Consider the following 13,617-nt stretch of genomic DNA (forward strand, 5'->3'; position numbering starts at 1 on the left):
ATGATTTATGAAATTGATTCAATTAATAAAACATAGTTTCAAAAATTTCATTTAGAAATGTCTTTCCTTCGTTCATTCCTATATACACTATTCTACAAAATGGCCCTATAACCAAAAGACACCCAATTTCTACATGAGTGTTTTAATTGAAATTAAAGTTATATTCCAAAAGTATTTACTGTAAAAATCCTTAGCTTTCCGCTTAGGAAGTGTATATCTTTGTAGTCCCACTCTTTTCATGACTCAGTAAACTTTGAATGACCTCAATTGGCGTACCGTTATGAATCATACGCGTTCATAGCTGTGCCGTAATTGGTTCGGGTGTTATGTTGGTTTGGAATAAAGTTTGATCAAAACGGGTAAGTTTTTTTTGAATTACCGACGATCTTCAACAATCGCCCCCTTTTCATAAATAAAGACGCTTTCCTTATTACGGAAAAGCGCCCGTTACTTAAAGTACATTTCTTCACAAACTTTTCGTTTTAACAATCAGATAATGCTTGGAATTTCTTAACCATACTATAACGGTAATTGCCATACTTAAAATTCCACTTATAAAAGTCATCCCGAAAAAAATTCTCCCTCCAATAGTTGGTGAATTAAAAATTAAACCACTAAGTAAAATACATATACAACCTGTTAATCCCCAAAAGCCAATAGCCCATTTAGGATTGCGTTTTATTAGATAATAGCCAATCACACGCAGAATGTAGAGTACACAAACCATCATAATAGTAGGGAATAAAGGCTGGAATTTAGCTGAATAAACAAAATAATCAAGTTGGCTAATATCACGCCCATTCCTAATATCAATGTTAAATAATTCTGTAAATGGTGTTGAATACTTCCATTCTAAAGAATTATCTATAATGGCACTTCCCTCATACCAAGCAATAAATGTTGATACAGCTAAAATAAAAATTCCAATTATAAGTTGCAATATATACTTGACCAATTTTTCCCTCCTGATAAATTTTCATTATTCACGCTACCAAAAACGTCCCCTTATATTAAAAATTTATTTTAAATCCGTTAATAATAATGGATTTAATTTGTTCGGGCTTTAATGGATCCTCTGATAGTAACTTCAGTTTCACCTGATTTTCATCCGTGAAGGAAACTAAACTTGTTAATTCCTTATGACTTCCGTCTTTTTTAACAATGGTAGCCGTTAATTCTTCTGTTTCTGTCGCATTGCCTTCCCCTATAATCGTTAAACCCAGTGGAGAAATCTTCAGCTCTTTCGCTACCCAGTCACCAAAGTCCATAGCAAATGGCACCGACTGCCCTTTCATTTCTTCGAGTTTGAAGGATGCTTCCCAATCTCCCTCCACATATTGACCAGCTGTATAAATCTTTGCCTTCAACTCATACTCAGCTAGATTGATATCTTTCACATTAAAGACATTTTCCTCATAATTATACGCATAAATTGGTATTCCTTGTTCATCTCTCCTGTAAGAATAACTCACTGTTGGTAGAATCTTCTGCCCATCTGGATTCACTAAATAAAATTCTCCGTGTTCAATCGCATTATTGGCGGGCCACTCTGTTTGCACATATAGTTTGTCATTATGAAGTCCTATATTTGTAATTTGCATTCTGTCGTATAGTTGTGTTTGAATATTCAATACACCCGCTGGTAGTACATATACATCTCCTTCAGGGGACTCTCCACCACTTCCTCGAATTGTATCATCTGGCAAAATCTCTATTTGTTGTTTTTCCACATCTTGTAGATCCAATGGGAATGTTACATCCTCTAACACTGATTTATCACTTAAAAAAGAACGGATTTTTAGCTTAAACTTATCTGTACTACTCCCATTAAACGACGTAAATCGAACAAAGGCTGTTTTCGTTGTAGGATCAAAACCAATTCTTTCAACTGTAAAAGACCGTCCTTTTGACATGGAAAAATCATAAATATCCAATGTTTCATCAATACGGTTTCCTTCAACATCCTGCATTGTCACATACACGACGGCCATATCTTCATCCTGCATCGCTGAAACAATTTCCATTTTAATCCCACCATATTCAACAGTACTTTCTATTGGTTCAAGTAATGCCGCTATTTCTGGGCTAATATGCCATAGCAAATTTTTTACATCGTCATTCATTGCAGCACCAACTGTAATAGAGCTAGCTAAAAATACGGTGGCCACTGATGGAATGAGCCATGGTTTCTTCCTTTTTTTCTTTACTTGGCTAACACCCATTTTCGCTCTTTTGTGTAAATCCTGCGGCAATGGAATCGACTTCACTGATTCTTTTAACTTATCCATAAAAATCTGCCTCCTCTACTTGAACACGTAACTTTTTCAATGCACGATATAGGATGGACTTTACTGTTCCTAATGGGATTTGGAGCGTGTCTGCAATTTCTTGAAAAGTATAGCCCTCGTAATATTTCAGTAATACAATTCCTTTTTCATCGCTTGTTAATTCTTCTAATATCTGTTGTAGCAAGACTTTAACGGTATGGTCATCCTGTTCAAACTGTATATTGTCTATGTATTCATTTTGCATAGGCACAATCTTTTCTAGCTTTTTTAAACGATTCAGTGAACTACTAATGGTAATCTTAATTAGCCATGTTTTAATGTACGCAGGTTCTTTTAAGCCTTCAATTTTATCGAACGCTTTATAAGCAGTTTCTTGTACAATATCTAGAGCCTCCTCTTCGTTCTTTAAATAAACAAATGCCATTCGATATATATCTGCTTCATACATTTGAAAAAGTTTTAAAAAGGCTTTTTCATTTCCTTTTTGAGCTTTTTTAATTAAACGGATAATGTAACTCACTCCCTTCTATACATTAGACAATTTAGTTCATGATTTAGCTTAAATAATTTACATTTTCTCATAAAAAAAGTAGGAAGAATATTCTCCCTACGATTTCATTTATATTATTCCAATTAATTCTTGTTGTTAGTTACCACACAACTCACTTAAGATTCATATTTCACACTTAGATATAATCAAGCCACGAATGACCAGTTGGAAATTGTCTTTTCAAAGTCATTTTTAACCAATCCCTTTGTTCAGGCAGTAAATATGGAAGCATAATTTGGAAATCTTGAAAATCTTTTTCTCTAACCTTTGAACTACCACCTTTATAAAGGAGTTGAATCTCGGGTCTCAGGTAAGGTATCTCATCATCTGTTCTTAAAAATATATCCTCTAATCTTCTTCGAATAGATTTTTCTCTCCTGTAAATCCAGGATTGTTGTTCTGTCTCTACTAACATAATTTGAAAAGCCCAGGGAGAACTACTGCTTTTTGTAACCCAGATGTCATTTGTGGTTTTTAAAAACTCGCCTTCTTGCCAAAGAACAAGTTTCCCATTCTCTGCTTTGTATAACATCCAATCACTTGACAAATAATTATAGGCAGTCAATTGTTCCTCTCGAAGTATTATTACATCTATATCATCATGTGCCCTTGACTGTTTGCCTAAATGTAGATCTAAAGCCCATCCCCCTGCAATACCCCATTTAATTGGAATAATAGAAAAGAGCTTATTAATTTCTGTTATGGTGATTGATTCCCAATTATCTATATCTGTCCGCAAATAAATGTCCTCCCGTAGCGTTGAAATAAAATTTGATTAAAAGTATCCTGTAAACGTTGATTTTCGTTATAAAAACCCACCGTTTTAACTATGAGATTCTAAATAGTGTGTTTTCTTAAAAAGTTGAACAAAATTATTAAGAAAGTTATTCTATATTCCCTAAATGATTCGTGTCATTTATAAGTGAATTACCTTTTCCTTTCAGTAAGTTCACTTAAACTAATTCCTGTATCTTCAATTTTAAAATAAAGCACATAATATATTATTAATTCCCCCACCATAAGCAACAATGGCCATTCGCTCATATGTATTTCCTGTCACAATATTAGAAAATATCGTTTCAATTCTCATTCAAAAAAACACCATTCCAAGAAACCATTTAGTAACAGCATTTTCAAAAACAACAAAAACCTTCCAAATTGAATTCGGTGGGTTATTTGGGTTGCGCGCTTTTAAGTATAGATGAAGTGTTTATTAATTTAAAAGATTTTTATTGCCAATATCTATTAGCTGGTTTAGTTGATTAGGGATATTTTTTAGATTGTTTCCAAAATCTCTTTTGCAATTTCATCAAGTTCTTCTGCGAGTTCATTATCTGTAGGTGTTTCAGCCACTCTTGTTAAATACTCTCTAAACTGAACTCTAGACTCTACCGGCAATTTGATCATCAAAAAATGTAGAATAAACCACTTCCAGTTATCATCATCTGAAGATAAAACATCTTGCACATGTGGGGCAATTTCATCTGGAAAAGTTAAAAGTAATTCTAATACCCTTGGTGCCACTGGCCAATTCATATCTTGAATCCATTCGAGAAGGTTAGGCAGTAAAGGCAATATTTTATCTCTATTCATTTTTTTAATCATTTCTATTCTATCATGATCATGCTTATGTTTTGGCAAAAGATCTTCAAAGTTTTCCATTTGCGTCTCTCCCTTAGATTTTTATACATGGCAATCTATTTATTGTATCAGTCTTTATTAAACTAATCTGTCCCGTTAGCCATCCATGTTGCGTAAAAACCAGCGCTACACCACAGAAAATGAAAATGTATTCAGAACGGGTATTGAATACTACGGCTGGGAGATGAAGGTCGATAAACTATGGAGTCTTGAGCCCTTCCGTTAGTCTGACTCCAACGACCATGGTGTATCACTGACTGTCGCTCCTTCATGGGAAGCACTCATGGGAGATTCATCCTACTCTGGTTACTGCACCAGCCTCTAATTTAATTGGCCGTAGAAAGGATGTTTCTAATGCCAGTCATCATTGAACGTGCATGTGGCATGGATATTCATAAGGATTCGATTACCACATGTAATATGACACCAGAAGGTAAAGTGATTCAAACCTTTTCTACTTTCATGGGAGTTGAACAAGCACCTTCTCTTTCTATTACAAATTATGTGAAATGCGCAACTAACTTTAACAAATTATTTCCATAATTGATTTAATAATATATAGTTAGGTTGTATTAATATAAAGTTTAGGATCATTTAAAATATTGCTAAACTCCACAATTAAATACCTCACTACTCACTACTACAATTTGGAGGGAGATTACCAAATGGCAAAGATAAAGAACGAACAAATTGAAATAGCGCCCCTCAAAGCTGAAGATCGTAGTCGATGGAATGTCTTGGCACGGAGCTATAAAGCATTTTACGAAACGGAGCTCCCAGACAAGAGTTACGATGAAGTTTGGGAGTACTTGCTAAGCGACCAAAAAGTTTTCGGTTTAGGAGCATACCTTCAAGGAAACTTGGTCGGCTTCACTCACTTCCTATTCCATGGCACAATCTGGATGGAAAAAGCATGTTACTTACAAGATCTCTTCGTAGATGAAACTGCTCGCGGGCATGGTGTTGCTCGTGCACTCATTGAGCAAGTAGCTCAAATTGCTCGTGAACATGACTCTACTAAACTTTACTGGCAAACTCGTTATGACAATACTACCGCTCGAGCTCTTTACGACAAGATTGCTCATCACAATGGTTTCATACGTTACGATTATCCGCTAAGTTAGAACAAGCTTGGTATCCGGCTGCCATAGGTAAGCGGATACCTTTAACAACGCTTCGCTTTTCGTGTCAAATGCGACATAAAAACACCGCGTAAATGTTAGTTTAGTGACTAACATTTACGGAGCAGTTCATTTATTAAGATAAGGTATTTAGTTTTTCTTTTTATAAAACTGGACATTTTGGCAATTTTACGTATAGTGCGATTCGCCCCCCTATTTCTTCTATTTTCATATCCTCTACATTTTTAAATCCTCTGTATTTTCATGTTAAATTTCATGTGCACAGTACACCTTTCTATTACTTGTTTCTCGACAATTCAAGTATATATTAAACGGTGATACTGCATGAAATTGTGTGAATACCCAAACAAATAAAATAGTACCTCTCTAAAAATGTCACAAATGATGTGGCTATTTCGTTTTAAGGTAAAGGAGGAATAAAAGATGAAACATATTGTCATATTGGGTGGAGGATTCGCAGGAATCAATTTGGTAAATGGACTAATAAAAGAGTTTGGTCATTCAATTGGAAAAGATGTGAAAATAACGTTAGTAGATAAAAACTCGTTTCATTTTCGAAAAGTGTTATTGTTTAAAATGATTATTGAGGAGGCCAATTTAAAAGTTCCTTTAACAAGGTACTGTACAAATGGTGTGGAATATTTAAAGGGAGAAGTTACTACATTTCATCACACCCAGAAAACAATTACGCTTAAAATGGAGAATGAACAAAACAACACCCTACAATATGACTATCTTGTGGTAGCACTTGGTAGTGTTGTTCAGGAGGTCTCTAGTAAACTAGGCGGGATCACATTAAACAGTATAAAGGCCGCTTTAGATATCAGACAAAAATTACAATCACTCATTCTCCAAGCTAAAGCTGAAGAAAATAAAGAAGTGAGGAAAGGTTTATTGTGTGTTGCTATTGTCGGTGGAGGCATTACAGGTATTGAAACAGCTGCAGAACTAACTGCTTGGTTTAAAAAAGAAGTGCAAGAAGCAGGACTCCATTCTAATGAGGTAGAGGTCATCTTGTTTGATTCAAAGGAGCATTTATTGCAAGGGGTTCCAGTAAAGGTAAATGAAAAACTAGTAAAAGAACTGAATAGACTAGGGATTACTATTCGTTCTAAAACGAAAGTGAAGCAGTTTGAAGATGGTCAAATCCTGTGCGCTGATGGCACTACTTATAAAGTAGGAGAATGCATTTGGACACCAGGTGTTAAAGTAAATCCATTCATTCAAGCACTCCAATTTCCTTTGACTAAAGAGCATCAAATACTAGTGACCGATACGTATAGTATACAAGGCTATCCCAATATATTTGCAATCGGGGATTGTGCAAGAATTATAGATAGAAAGACAAACCAAGTGGACGGCATGACTTGTAAGGAAGCGATTCCTCAGGCAGCAAGGTTAAGCAAAATATTAAAAAATGAGGTCTATGGCAATTCCCATTCTATAACGCACAAAGCATTTCCGATAAAATTGTATTGTATTAGTCTTGGTCCTGATAATGGCTTTTTTTGGGCTCAGAAGTGGGGATTAGATTTTACCATATCAGGGAAGATGGGCGCACGTATTCGAGAAAAAACATGGGATCAAGCGAGCTTACTTGTGTAAATTTGTAGTGTGCAAAGGAAAGCGAGGGTAATAACTGTGGAACAAACTGAACTAAGCCGGCTATATGTCGAATACAAATCACTTTTATTTTCGCTTGCTTATAAAATGACAGGCAGTGTTGCTGATGCAGAAGATGTGATTCAAGATGTGTTTATCAAACTAAATGGATATGAGGTGAAACACAACCGAAATATTAAAGCGTTTCTATGTAAAATGGTGACTAACCGATGTTTAGATTTGTTGAAATCATCTAGAAATAAAAGAGAACTATATGTTGGAACATGGCTACCAGAGCCGATAGCTTTTATAGAAAAGGACCCATTACAGGAAATGATGGTGAAAAGTGATGTTTCTTATGCTTTGCTCGTATTATTTGAACAGCTAAATCCAATTGAAAGAGCGATCTTTATCCTTCGTGAGGTCTTGGAATATGATTATGAAACAATTGCTGAAATTGTACAAAAGAAGGAAGACAATTGTCGAAAAATTTTAAGCAGGCTAAAAAAGATGCTTCCTGAGCTTGAAAAACAAATGGCAGTTGAACAAGTGAAAACAGATCGTGAACATGTGATTACTAGTTTTATTCATGCTATTCAGCAAGGAAACACAACGAAGGTGATGGAAGTTCTTCAGGGAGACGTAGTTTATTATGCAGATGGAGGCGGTAAAGTAACTGCTGCAGTAAAACCTATTTACGGTGCTACACGAGTAAAACAACTTCTTATTGCTTTAGCAACTAAATTTCTTACGATTCGAGAAGAGTACGCCCTTATGCAGGTAGAGGTCAATGGCAGTACTGGTATTGTAATCATGAATGAGGAAAAAGTTATTGCTGTCATGAGTTTTGAATTTGAAGGGAATAAAATAAAATCCATATTTTCTATTCTAAATCCTGATAAATTGAGTTTTATTCAGACACAAGCTAGAGAATAATGGTAAAGAACATGGTACTCAAATCGTTATACTTATCGGACACTCTTTCGCGCAGATAAACAATGCATCCAAAGGCTTATCTTCATCAGTAGGTGTTTGAATATCTACTATTAAAAATACGAAATCACCTTCAGATAATGGCGTCTCATACTGAATGAATACAAAAGTGGTCTGACCACTTTTAAAGTCGACTTTATCTTACAAAATAATTATTTAAAAGTAAAGAAAAAACTGCATAAAAATTTATGCAGTTTCTAAAATTCCCTTCAACTTCATATTCTTTTTGTCATTTGTGCATGTTTTACTTTCACTTGAGGTCTACCAAAGTGCTTTTCAACGTTCCCTCAATATGTAAAGCAATTCATCAAGGAAAGCACGTACCTGTCATCGCACTTTATTTCAAAGCTACACGGTGGTCCATAAGCAGGTTCTGGAATTGGCCGGATCGGGTGCTGCAGAGGTACCGATGTAGCTTTGTAATAGAGTTTGATCAAAATATTTAAACCAGCATTTTTCTATAAATATAAAGACTCCATTTTGAAAAAAGATTGATCAAAATGGAGTCTTTTATTGTAATACTAAGATTGATTATTTTCTTCCTATGTTATTCAACAATCGCGCCCAATTTGTTGAATATCTATTTTTTACTATTTTTTATTATTAATAAAGTTCTCTCATATAGTTCTATATCTATATTAGGTAGTATATATACTAACAATTTTCTTGTTTAATAAAATCTCTTTTTCTTTTTTCAAACCATTTTTTATTGCTACCTTCTCTGAAGCAATGTTCCCATTTTGAATTAGGGCAATGATTTTTGGAAGTTTTAATTCATTTAATCCATGATCTATCAAGGCAAGAGCCACTTCCGAAGCATATCCTTTTCCCCAATAATTCTCTTCACCAATATCCTACCTCTATATAATGATCTTCTTCAACAATTTGAGGTACAAGTCCAGCATGTCCTATTTTTTTACCTGTGACTTTGTCTTTTATAAGTTTTAAACCATAATTTCTATTCAACTTATAATGTTCAATAATCCACTCGAAAAATTTATTAACTTGTTCTCTATTACGAACTTCTCCATTTCCAATGTACCTCACCATATTAGGATTACTTAGCAAGTTCTCTAAAAAACTAATATCATCTTCTGTGTGATTAACTAAAATTAATCTTTCACTCTCCAACATTTAAACATCATCTCCTAATTCGACTAAGAAACGAAATACATTTTCTAGTTGATGTACATAGTCTCCAAAGCGTCGGTTTGGCAACCTTTCATAAAAGCATGTTATTCAACAAACTGGTCCGATTGTGGAACAACTCTATTGTTACTCAACAATTATCAAATCGATCATTTGATTCTGATTTACTTTTTCTTTCATTATAAGAACACCCTTTAGATAACCTTATCCAAAGGGGTAAAGCATCGTTGAGTTCATATCATTTAAATTCCTCTTTAACAAAGTCAAGGAGTCGGGACTTTAATACGTCACCATCCTGCCCCATATGGTACATATCTGTTCCGTGATAACCGCTCTCGTCCACAATTAGCTCTTTATCAGTTGCTCCAGATTCTTGATATAATTGACGCACATGTTTTTCAATACTGCCTCCATAATCACCAGGTGAAAAAACAAACAAGGATGGCGCTTTAATCTCTTTGACACTTGGAATTGCATCAAGGTTTGAACATTGTGCAGGAGAAGAAAGAATAATTAGTCCCTCAATAGGAAGCTCTTGACGAACGCCTGCAACGATTGCTGTTGTACCGCCACATGATGCTCCTGCCAAAAATACTTTTTTAGCACCCATTCGTTTGAGTTCGTTTAAGGCTGCATCTGCATCAAGCTCTATATGTTCATTAACTTGGATCTTCTGTGAGGCACCGTGATTACGATATTCAGGAATAATAACTAAATATCCGTTGTCTGCCAGTTCAGTTCCTATGTCAAGAAAAGAGCAAATGGAATAACCTTGCTCGTGCGCAAGCAGGACTCCTTTATTTCCGCTACCAAGCACAAGTGCCGACAAATATACCCCATCACTGGTTTTCAATGTAGTTGCTTTATCGCGTAGCTCATCTGGAACACAACTATTCACAAGATGCCCTCTAGAAGACTTTACCGTTCGATCTGGCCAGGCAGGATCATACTCAACCGGTGGGTTTGATGGTATGTTCGTCACTTCTGCAAGTGACGTTTCATTTATGGTCTCGGTTTTAGAAGCAGTACTTTGGTTTTGATTAGATATAGATTGATCTTCATTAGAAGATACAGGATTTTTTGTGGTGCAGCCTGTGATTGTTACTAACAAAATGAGTAATGCAAGTAACATTTTTGTTTTGTTTAAAGATATGTTCATAGATTTTCTATTCCTCCAACTTTTACTGAACATAGAACTGAGAGTGTTTCATACTGTCCATCGAATAGTTTGACGTACTGTGTAAAACGACTTCCTGTTGATGAAACAACTCTTTAGAGACATTGGCTATATAAGAATCTATCTCTGCAATCGTGTTTATTCTTCAATTGTATAAACAAAAGCGCTGCGTTCATCATAATGAACTGCTTTATTTATCCCAATTAATTATTTATTTACAATTATAGTAGCCAAGGTAGTAGGTGGAAGCAAGGCACAAAATAAAGAAGTCTGTGATTTTGCAAAAAAATATTTGTTGGATTTTATCAAAAATGATAAACATGGTGGAATACCCATCAAACAAAATAAAGTAAAAAAGTCAATCCTAAAAGACTTTAAAGTAAATACTGATCATACTCTTTATATTCCTCTAGAATACTTCCATATTCCCCGTAAATATGAAACGAAAAAAAGGCTTGAATTGTTTCTTATCTTCGAAGTTCCTGTGTTGATTTAGAATACTCTATTCCATTCGAACACTCCGATCACGAAACATTACTCCTATAAATAACACCCACCTCCTTCACACCCCCCAATAGAAATATAGTTAAATCAATCCTCCGCAATCATCCCTTTAGATGAAGAAAGACACATTCCTTACAAAAGAAATGCGCCCGTTTTTGGAATATCGTTTATTAAGCTAAAACAACTGTTACTTTAATAACGCCTTAAGATTTATTTTGATCCCACATTTAATCCTCTAAATAATCAAATTTTCTCGCCTGTTCTACTTCCTGAATGGATACTTGGCGTGTTAATTCATCTGTTTCGGAGATATGATAGGAATCCCATTCGTCATTAACGGCAATTTCTCCAGGGTCTTCATATAATTCATCATAATTTTCAAAATCCCCTTCAAAATCGGAGGGTGTTTCGGAAGTTCCGTATTTTGCCACAACTTGAAACATATCTTCATAATCATGAATATCATCCTTGTCATCTCGACCAGAAAAAGAATTGTCAACTGGAGGAAGCATCACTTGTTCTTCAACTGGTCGATCTGTTGGCACGTCTTTTGCAGTATGTTCAATACAAAAAGAGGTATAAGGCAGTGCCACCAATCGATCATATGGGATATCTTGTTGACAAACTTCACATACGCCATAGGTTCCATCCTCAATCTTTTGTAAGGCGGAATTTACTTTTGCTAACTCATCATCGTCATGGACTTTCAACGCCATATCTTTTTCACGTTCGTATAATTCGGTACCTAAATCTGCTGGATGATTATCGATTGTTGACAACTCATCAACAGAATCCCGTAAACTACCTCGTTCTAAATATTCATCATCTGTATCCATTCTTCGTTGGAGCGAGTATTTTTGCTCAATTAACATATTTTTTAACTTTGATATCTTCTTCTCATTTAGAATAGTCATCACGTCCTTTTCATTATTATGAACGATTTTGATTGAATTATTTGTCTAAAGGATAATATGCTATGGGTTGGATTTTTGCTGGAGTAGTAGTAGCTTTTGGAATTAGTATATTTTGGGATACTACAGCTATTTAATCAATTATCACTCATGTCAATTAACTCAGATCAGCCAACTATTTCTTGTTATATTTTATGACAAAACCCAAAATTCAGATAAAGAGTAAAACGACAGTTTAAAAAGTCTGGCATTACAAAGACAAAGGCTCAAAACCAGTGAATAACAGGCTTAGTTCTGACAACCCTTTGAATTAATGTATTTTCAAAATTATCGATTTTTCAGTTGTTCTCCATCATTTCATCATACATATCAAATCTTAATAACAAATTGTAATGACATTGTGTGCTTAATTATGAAATCATTGCGTAAAGCTTCATAAGCTAAATAGATCTTTTAGTTCAGATGTAACCAACCATAAATGGTCACTGTGTTTATAATAAAAGGCGGCCTTCCACTATCTAATCTGTGGAGGACCGCTTTTACTTTGTTCTTATTTACTTAACAATCCTTGACTCCTTGAATTCAAGAAGAACAGAACAGCTTATTCAACAATAGCGCCCTTTTGCAGTATAACTTCTATCCCATTTTTAAATCATTCAGCATCGTTACCTTTATCATATAAATCTTTTATGGGTATTACATCGGTTTTATCTTTATATTGTATAGTTATCTTATCCTCATCCGTTAGTTTCTTCTTCTTCCCATTGTACAGTAATAATGTGTTTTCATCTGCAAATGTGAAAGTAATGCCAGTCCCATCTTTTAGGAGTTTTGCTGGGGTAGAAAAATCGTTCCTTTTTTCATACACAAATATAGTATCTGTATATCCCTCATCTGTTTTTGAATCTGTTAAAATTATATAATGATTGTCCTTTTTTGCTTTGAATAGAAGTTTCGCCATCGTTCCTTGATTCTGAATGTTTGTTTCAACATTACTGGAACTTGTTAGCCACATATTTACAAACACAAAGTAATAAGCAGTTATCAGAACAAGAAACATTGCTAGTAGTGATGATACGATAACTAAAATCTTTTTTCTATTTTTGGAGCGTACCTTTTTGAAATAATCAATGTTCCTTTTATCTTTTCTTCTCTCATTTTCATCTTCTGAAAATAAATCTCCCTTCATTTTGTTTAAATAATTTCGGCATTCTTCACATTGATTCATATGTTTTTCTATCTGTTCGTTTGTTTCTTCACTTGTTAATTTATCAATATAAGCAGGAGCCAAATCCTTAAATACACTATGTTTCATAACCTTACTCATCCTTTCTGATTTCAAGTTTTGCTCTATAAAAAGTCACTCTTGCCCAGTTTTCTGTCCTTTCAAAAATTGAACCAATTTCTTTGAACGATAAGTCACCCAACAATCTTAAATAAAGTATTTCTCGTTTATCCTCACTGAGTTGATGAGCCTTTTTAAAAAACATAACTTTATCCTCGTTTTTTAAATACTCATCTTCCAAGTCGTAAAATGTTGTGCTTGCATTTTTTATTGAGTCTTTCAATTGTTGGTTTTTATTTTTATGGTTTAATTCTTGCAGCCATACGTTTTTAGCAATTGCACAGAGCCACGTAGAAAACTTGGCTTTACCATTAT

The 13,617-nt window shown here is 34.6% G+C and carries 13 protein-coding genes and 2 pseudogenes; 4 read left to right on the forward strand and 11 right to left on the reverse strand.

Annotated features, from left to right (window positions below):
- Nucleotides 1–466: 466 nt before the first annotated feature.
- The 6 genes and pseudogenes from B2R82_RS13055 to B2R82_RS13080 all read right to left on the reverse strand — a co-directional run bounded on the left by B2R82_RS13055 (nucleotide 467) and on the right by B2R82_RS13080 (nucleotide 4,500).
- Nucleotides 467–955 carry a YjdJ family protein gene (locus B2R82_RS13055; protein ID WP_286925283.1) on the reverse strand — a complete coding sequence of 163 codons (489 nt, stop codon included), beginning with the start codon at nucleotides 953–955 and terminating at the stop codon, nucleotides 467–469.
- Between the two features lie 55 nt (nucleotides 956–1,010).
- Nucleotides 1,011–2,288, reverse strand: coding sequence for a hypothetical protein (locus tag B2R82_RS13060; RefSeq protein ID WP_286925284.1), 1,278 nt, complete (start codon nucleotides 2,286–2,288; stop codon nucleotides 1,011–1,013).
- On the reverse strand, nucleotides 2,281–2,808 hold the full coding sequence (locus tag B2R82_RS13065; RefSeq protein ID WP_286925285.1) for an RNA polymerase sigma factor: 528 nt from the start codon (nucleotides 2,806–2,808) through the stop codon (nucleotides 2,281–2,283). The genes B2R82_RS13060 and B2R82_RS13065 overlap by 8 nt, the downstream gene beginning before the upstream one ends.
- Nucleotides 2,809–2,974: 166 nt before the next feature.
- Complete coding sequence (locus tag B2R82_RS13070) at nucleotides 2,975–3,577, reverse strand: nucleotidyltransferase domain-containing protein (RefSeq protein WP_286925286.1); 603 nt, start codon at nucleotides 3,575–3,577, stop codon at nucleotides 2,975–2,977.
- Nucleotides 3,578–3,722: 145 nt separating this feature from the next.
- Nucleotides 3,723–3,928: pseudogene (locus B2R82_RS13075) on the reverse strand (histidine phosphatase family protein); the annotation flags it as partial.
- A 185-nt stretch (nucleotides 3,929–4,113) separates the two neighbouring features.
- Nucleotides 4,114–4,500, reverse strand: coding sequence for a DUF5071 domain-containing protein (locus tag B2R82_RS13080; protein WP_286925287.1), 387 nt, complete (start codon nucleotides 4,498–4,500; stop codon nucleotides 4,114–4,116).
- Nucleotides 4,501–4,833: 333 nt separating this feature from the next.
- Here B2R82_RS13080 and B2R82_RS13085 point away from each other — a divergent pair, with 333 nt between their 5' ends.
- The 4 genes from B2R82_RS13085 to B2R82_RS13100 all read left to right on the forward strand — a co-directional run bounded on the left by B2R82_RS13085 (nucleotide 4,834) and on the right by B2R82_RS13100 (nucleotide 8,159).
- The gene (locus tag B2R82_RS13085; protein ID WP_286925288.1) at nucleotides 4,834–5,022 is read left to right on the forward strand and encodes a hypothetical protein; all 189 of its coding nucleotides are present in this window, start codon (nucleotides 4,834–4,836) and stop codon (nucleotides 5,020–5,022) included.
- Nucleotides 5,023–5,144: 122 nt separating this feature from the next.
- Nucleotides 5,145–5,603 (forward strand): GNAT family N-acetyltransferase, encoded by a 459-nt coding sequence (locus B2R82_RS13090; RefSeq protein ID WP_286925289.1) that lies wholly within the window; start codon nucleotides 5,145–5,147, stop codon nucleotides 5,601–5,603.
- A gap of 441 nt (nucleotides 5,604–6,044) precedes the next feature.
- Entirely contained in the window at nucleotides 6,045–7,226 is a 1,182-nt protein-coding gene (locus tag B2R82_RS13095; RefSeq protein ID WP_286925290.1) for an NAD(P)/FAD-dependent oxidoreductase, read from the forward strand.
- Between the two features lie 36 nt (nucleotides 7,227–7,262).
- Nucleotides 7,263–8,159: an RNA polymerase sigma-70 factor gene (locus B2R82_RS13100; RefSeq protein ID WP_286925291.1), complete on the forward strand. Its 897-nt coding sequence runs from the start codon at nucleotides 7,263–7,265 to the stop codon at nucleotides 8,157–8,159.
- A 695-nt stretch (nucleotides 8,160–8,854) separates the two neighbouring features.
- On the opposite strand, the pseudogene B2R82_RS13105 reads toward B2R82_RS13100, so the two are convergent.
- The 5 genes and pseudogenes from B2R82_RS13105 to B2R82_RS13125 form a co-directional block, all read right to left on the reverse strand.
- A pseudogene (locus B2R82_RS13105) lies at nucleotides 8,855–9,350 on the reverse strand (GNAT family N-acetyltransferase).
- 253 nt (nucleotides 9,351–9,603) lie between these two features.
- The gene (locus B2R82_RS13110) at nucleotides 9,604–10,524 is read right to left on the reverse strand and encodes an alpha/beta hydrolase (protein WP_286925292.1); all 921 of its coding nucleotides are present in this window, start codon (nucleotides 10,522–10,524) and stop codon (nucleotides 9,604–9,606) included.
- Between the two features lie 749 nt (nucleotides 10,525–11,273).
- Entirely contained in the window at nucleotides 11,274–11,918 is a 645-nt protein-coding gene (locus B2R82_RS13115) for a TraR/DksA C4-type zinc finger protein (RefSeq protein WP_414674126.1), read from the reverse strand.
- Between the two features lie 691 nt (nucleotides 11,919–12,609).
- Complete coding sequence (locus tag B2R82_RS13120; RefSeq protein ID WP_286925293.1) at nucleotides 12,610–13,284, reverse strand: zf-HC2 domain-containing protein; 675 nt, start codon at nucleotides 13,282–13,284, stop codon at nucleotides 12,610–12,612.
- On the reverse strand, nucleotides 13,277–13,617 hold a 341-nt coding region (locus B2R82_RS13125; RefSeq protein ID WP_286925294.1), incomplete at its 5' end, for an RNA polymerase sigma factor. The genes B2R82_RS13120 and B2R82_RS13125, both read right to left, overlap by 8 nt.

Origin of the sequence: Lysinibacillus sp. UBA6686 (genome assembly GCF_002455205.1) — a bacterium.
GTDB classification, from domain to species: domain Bacteria; phylum Bacillota; class Bacilli; order Bacillales_A; family Planococcaceae; genus Lysinibacillus; species Lysinibacillus pakistanensis.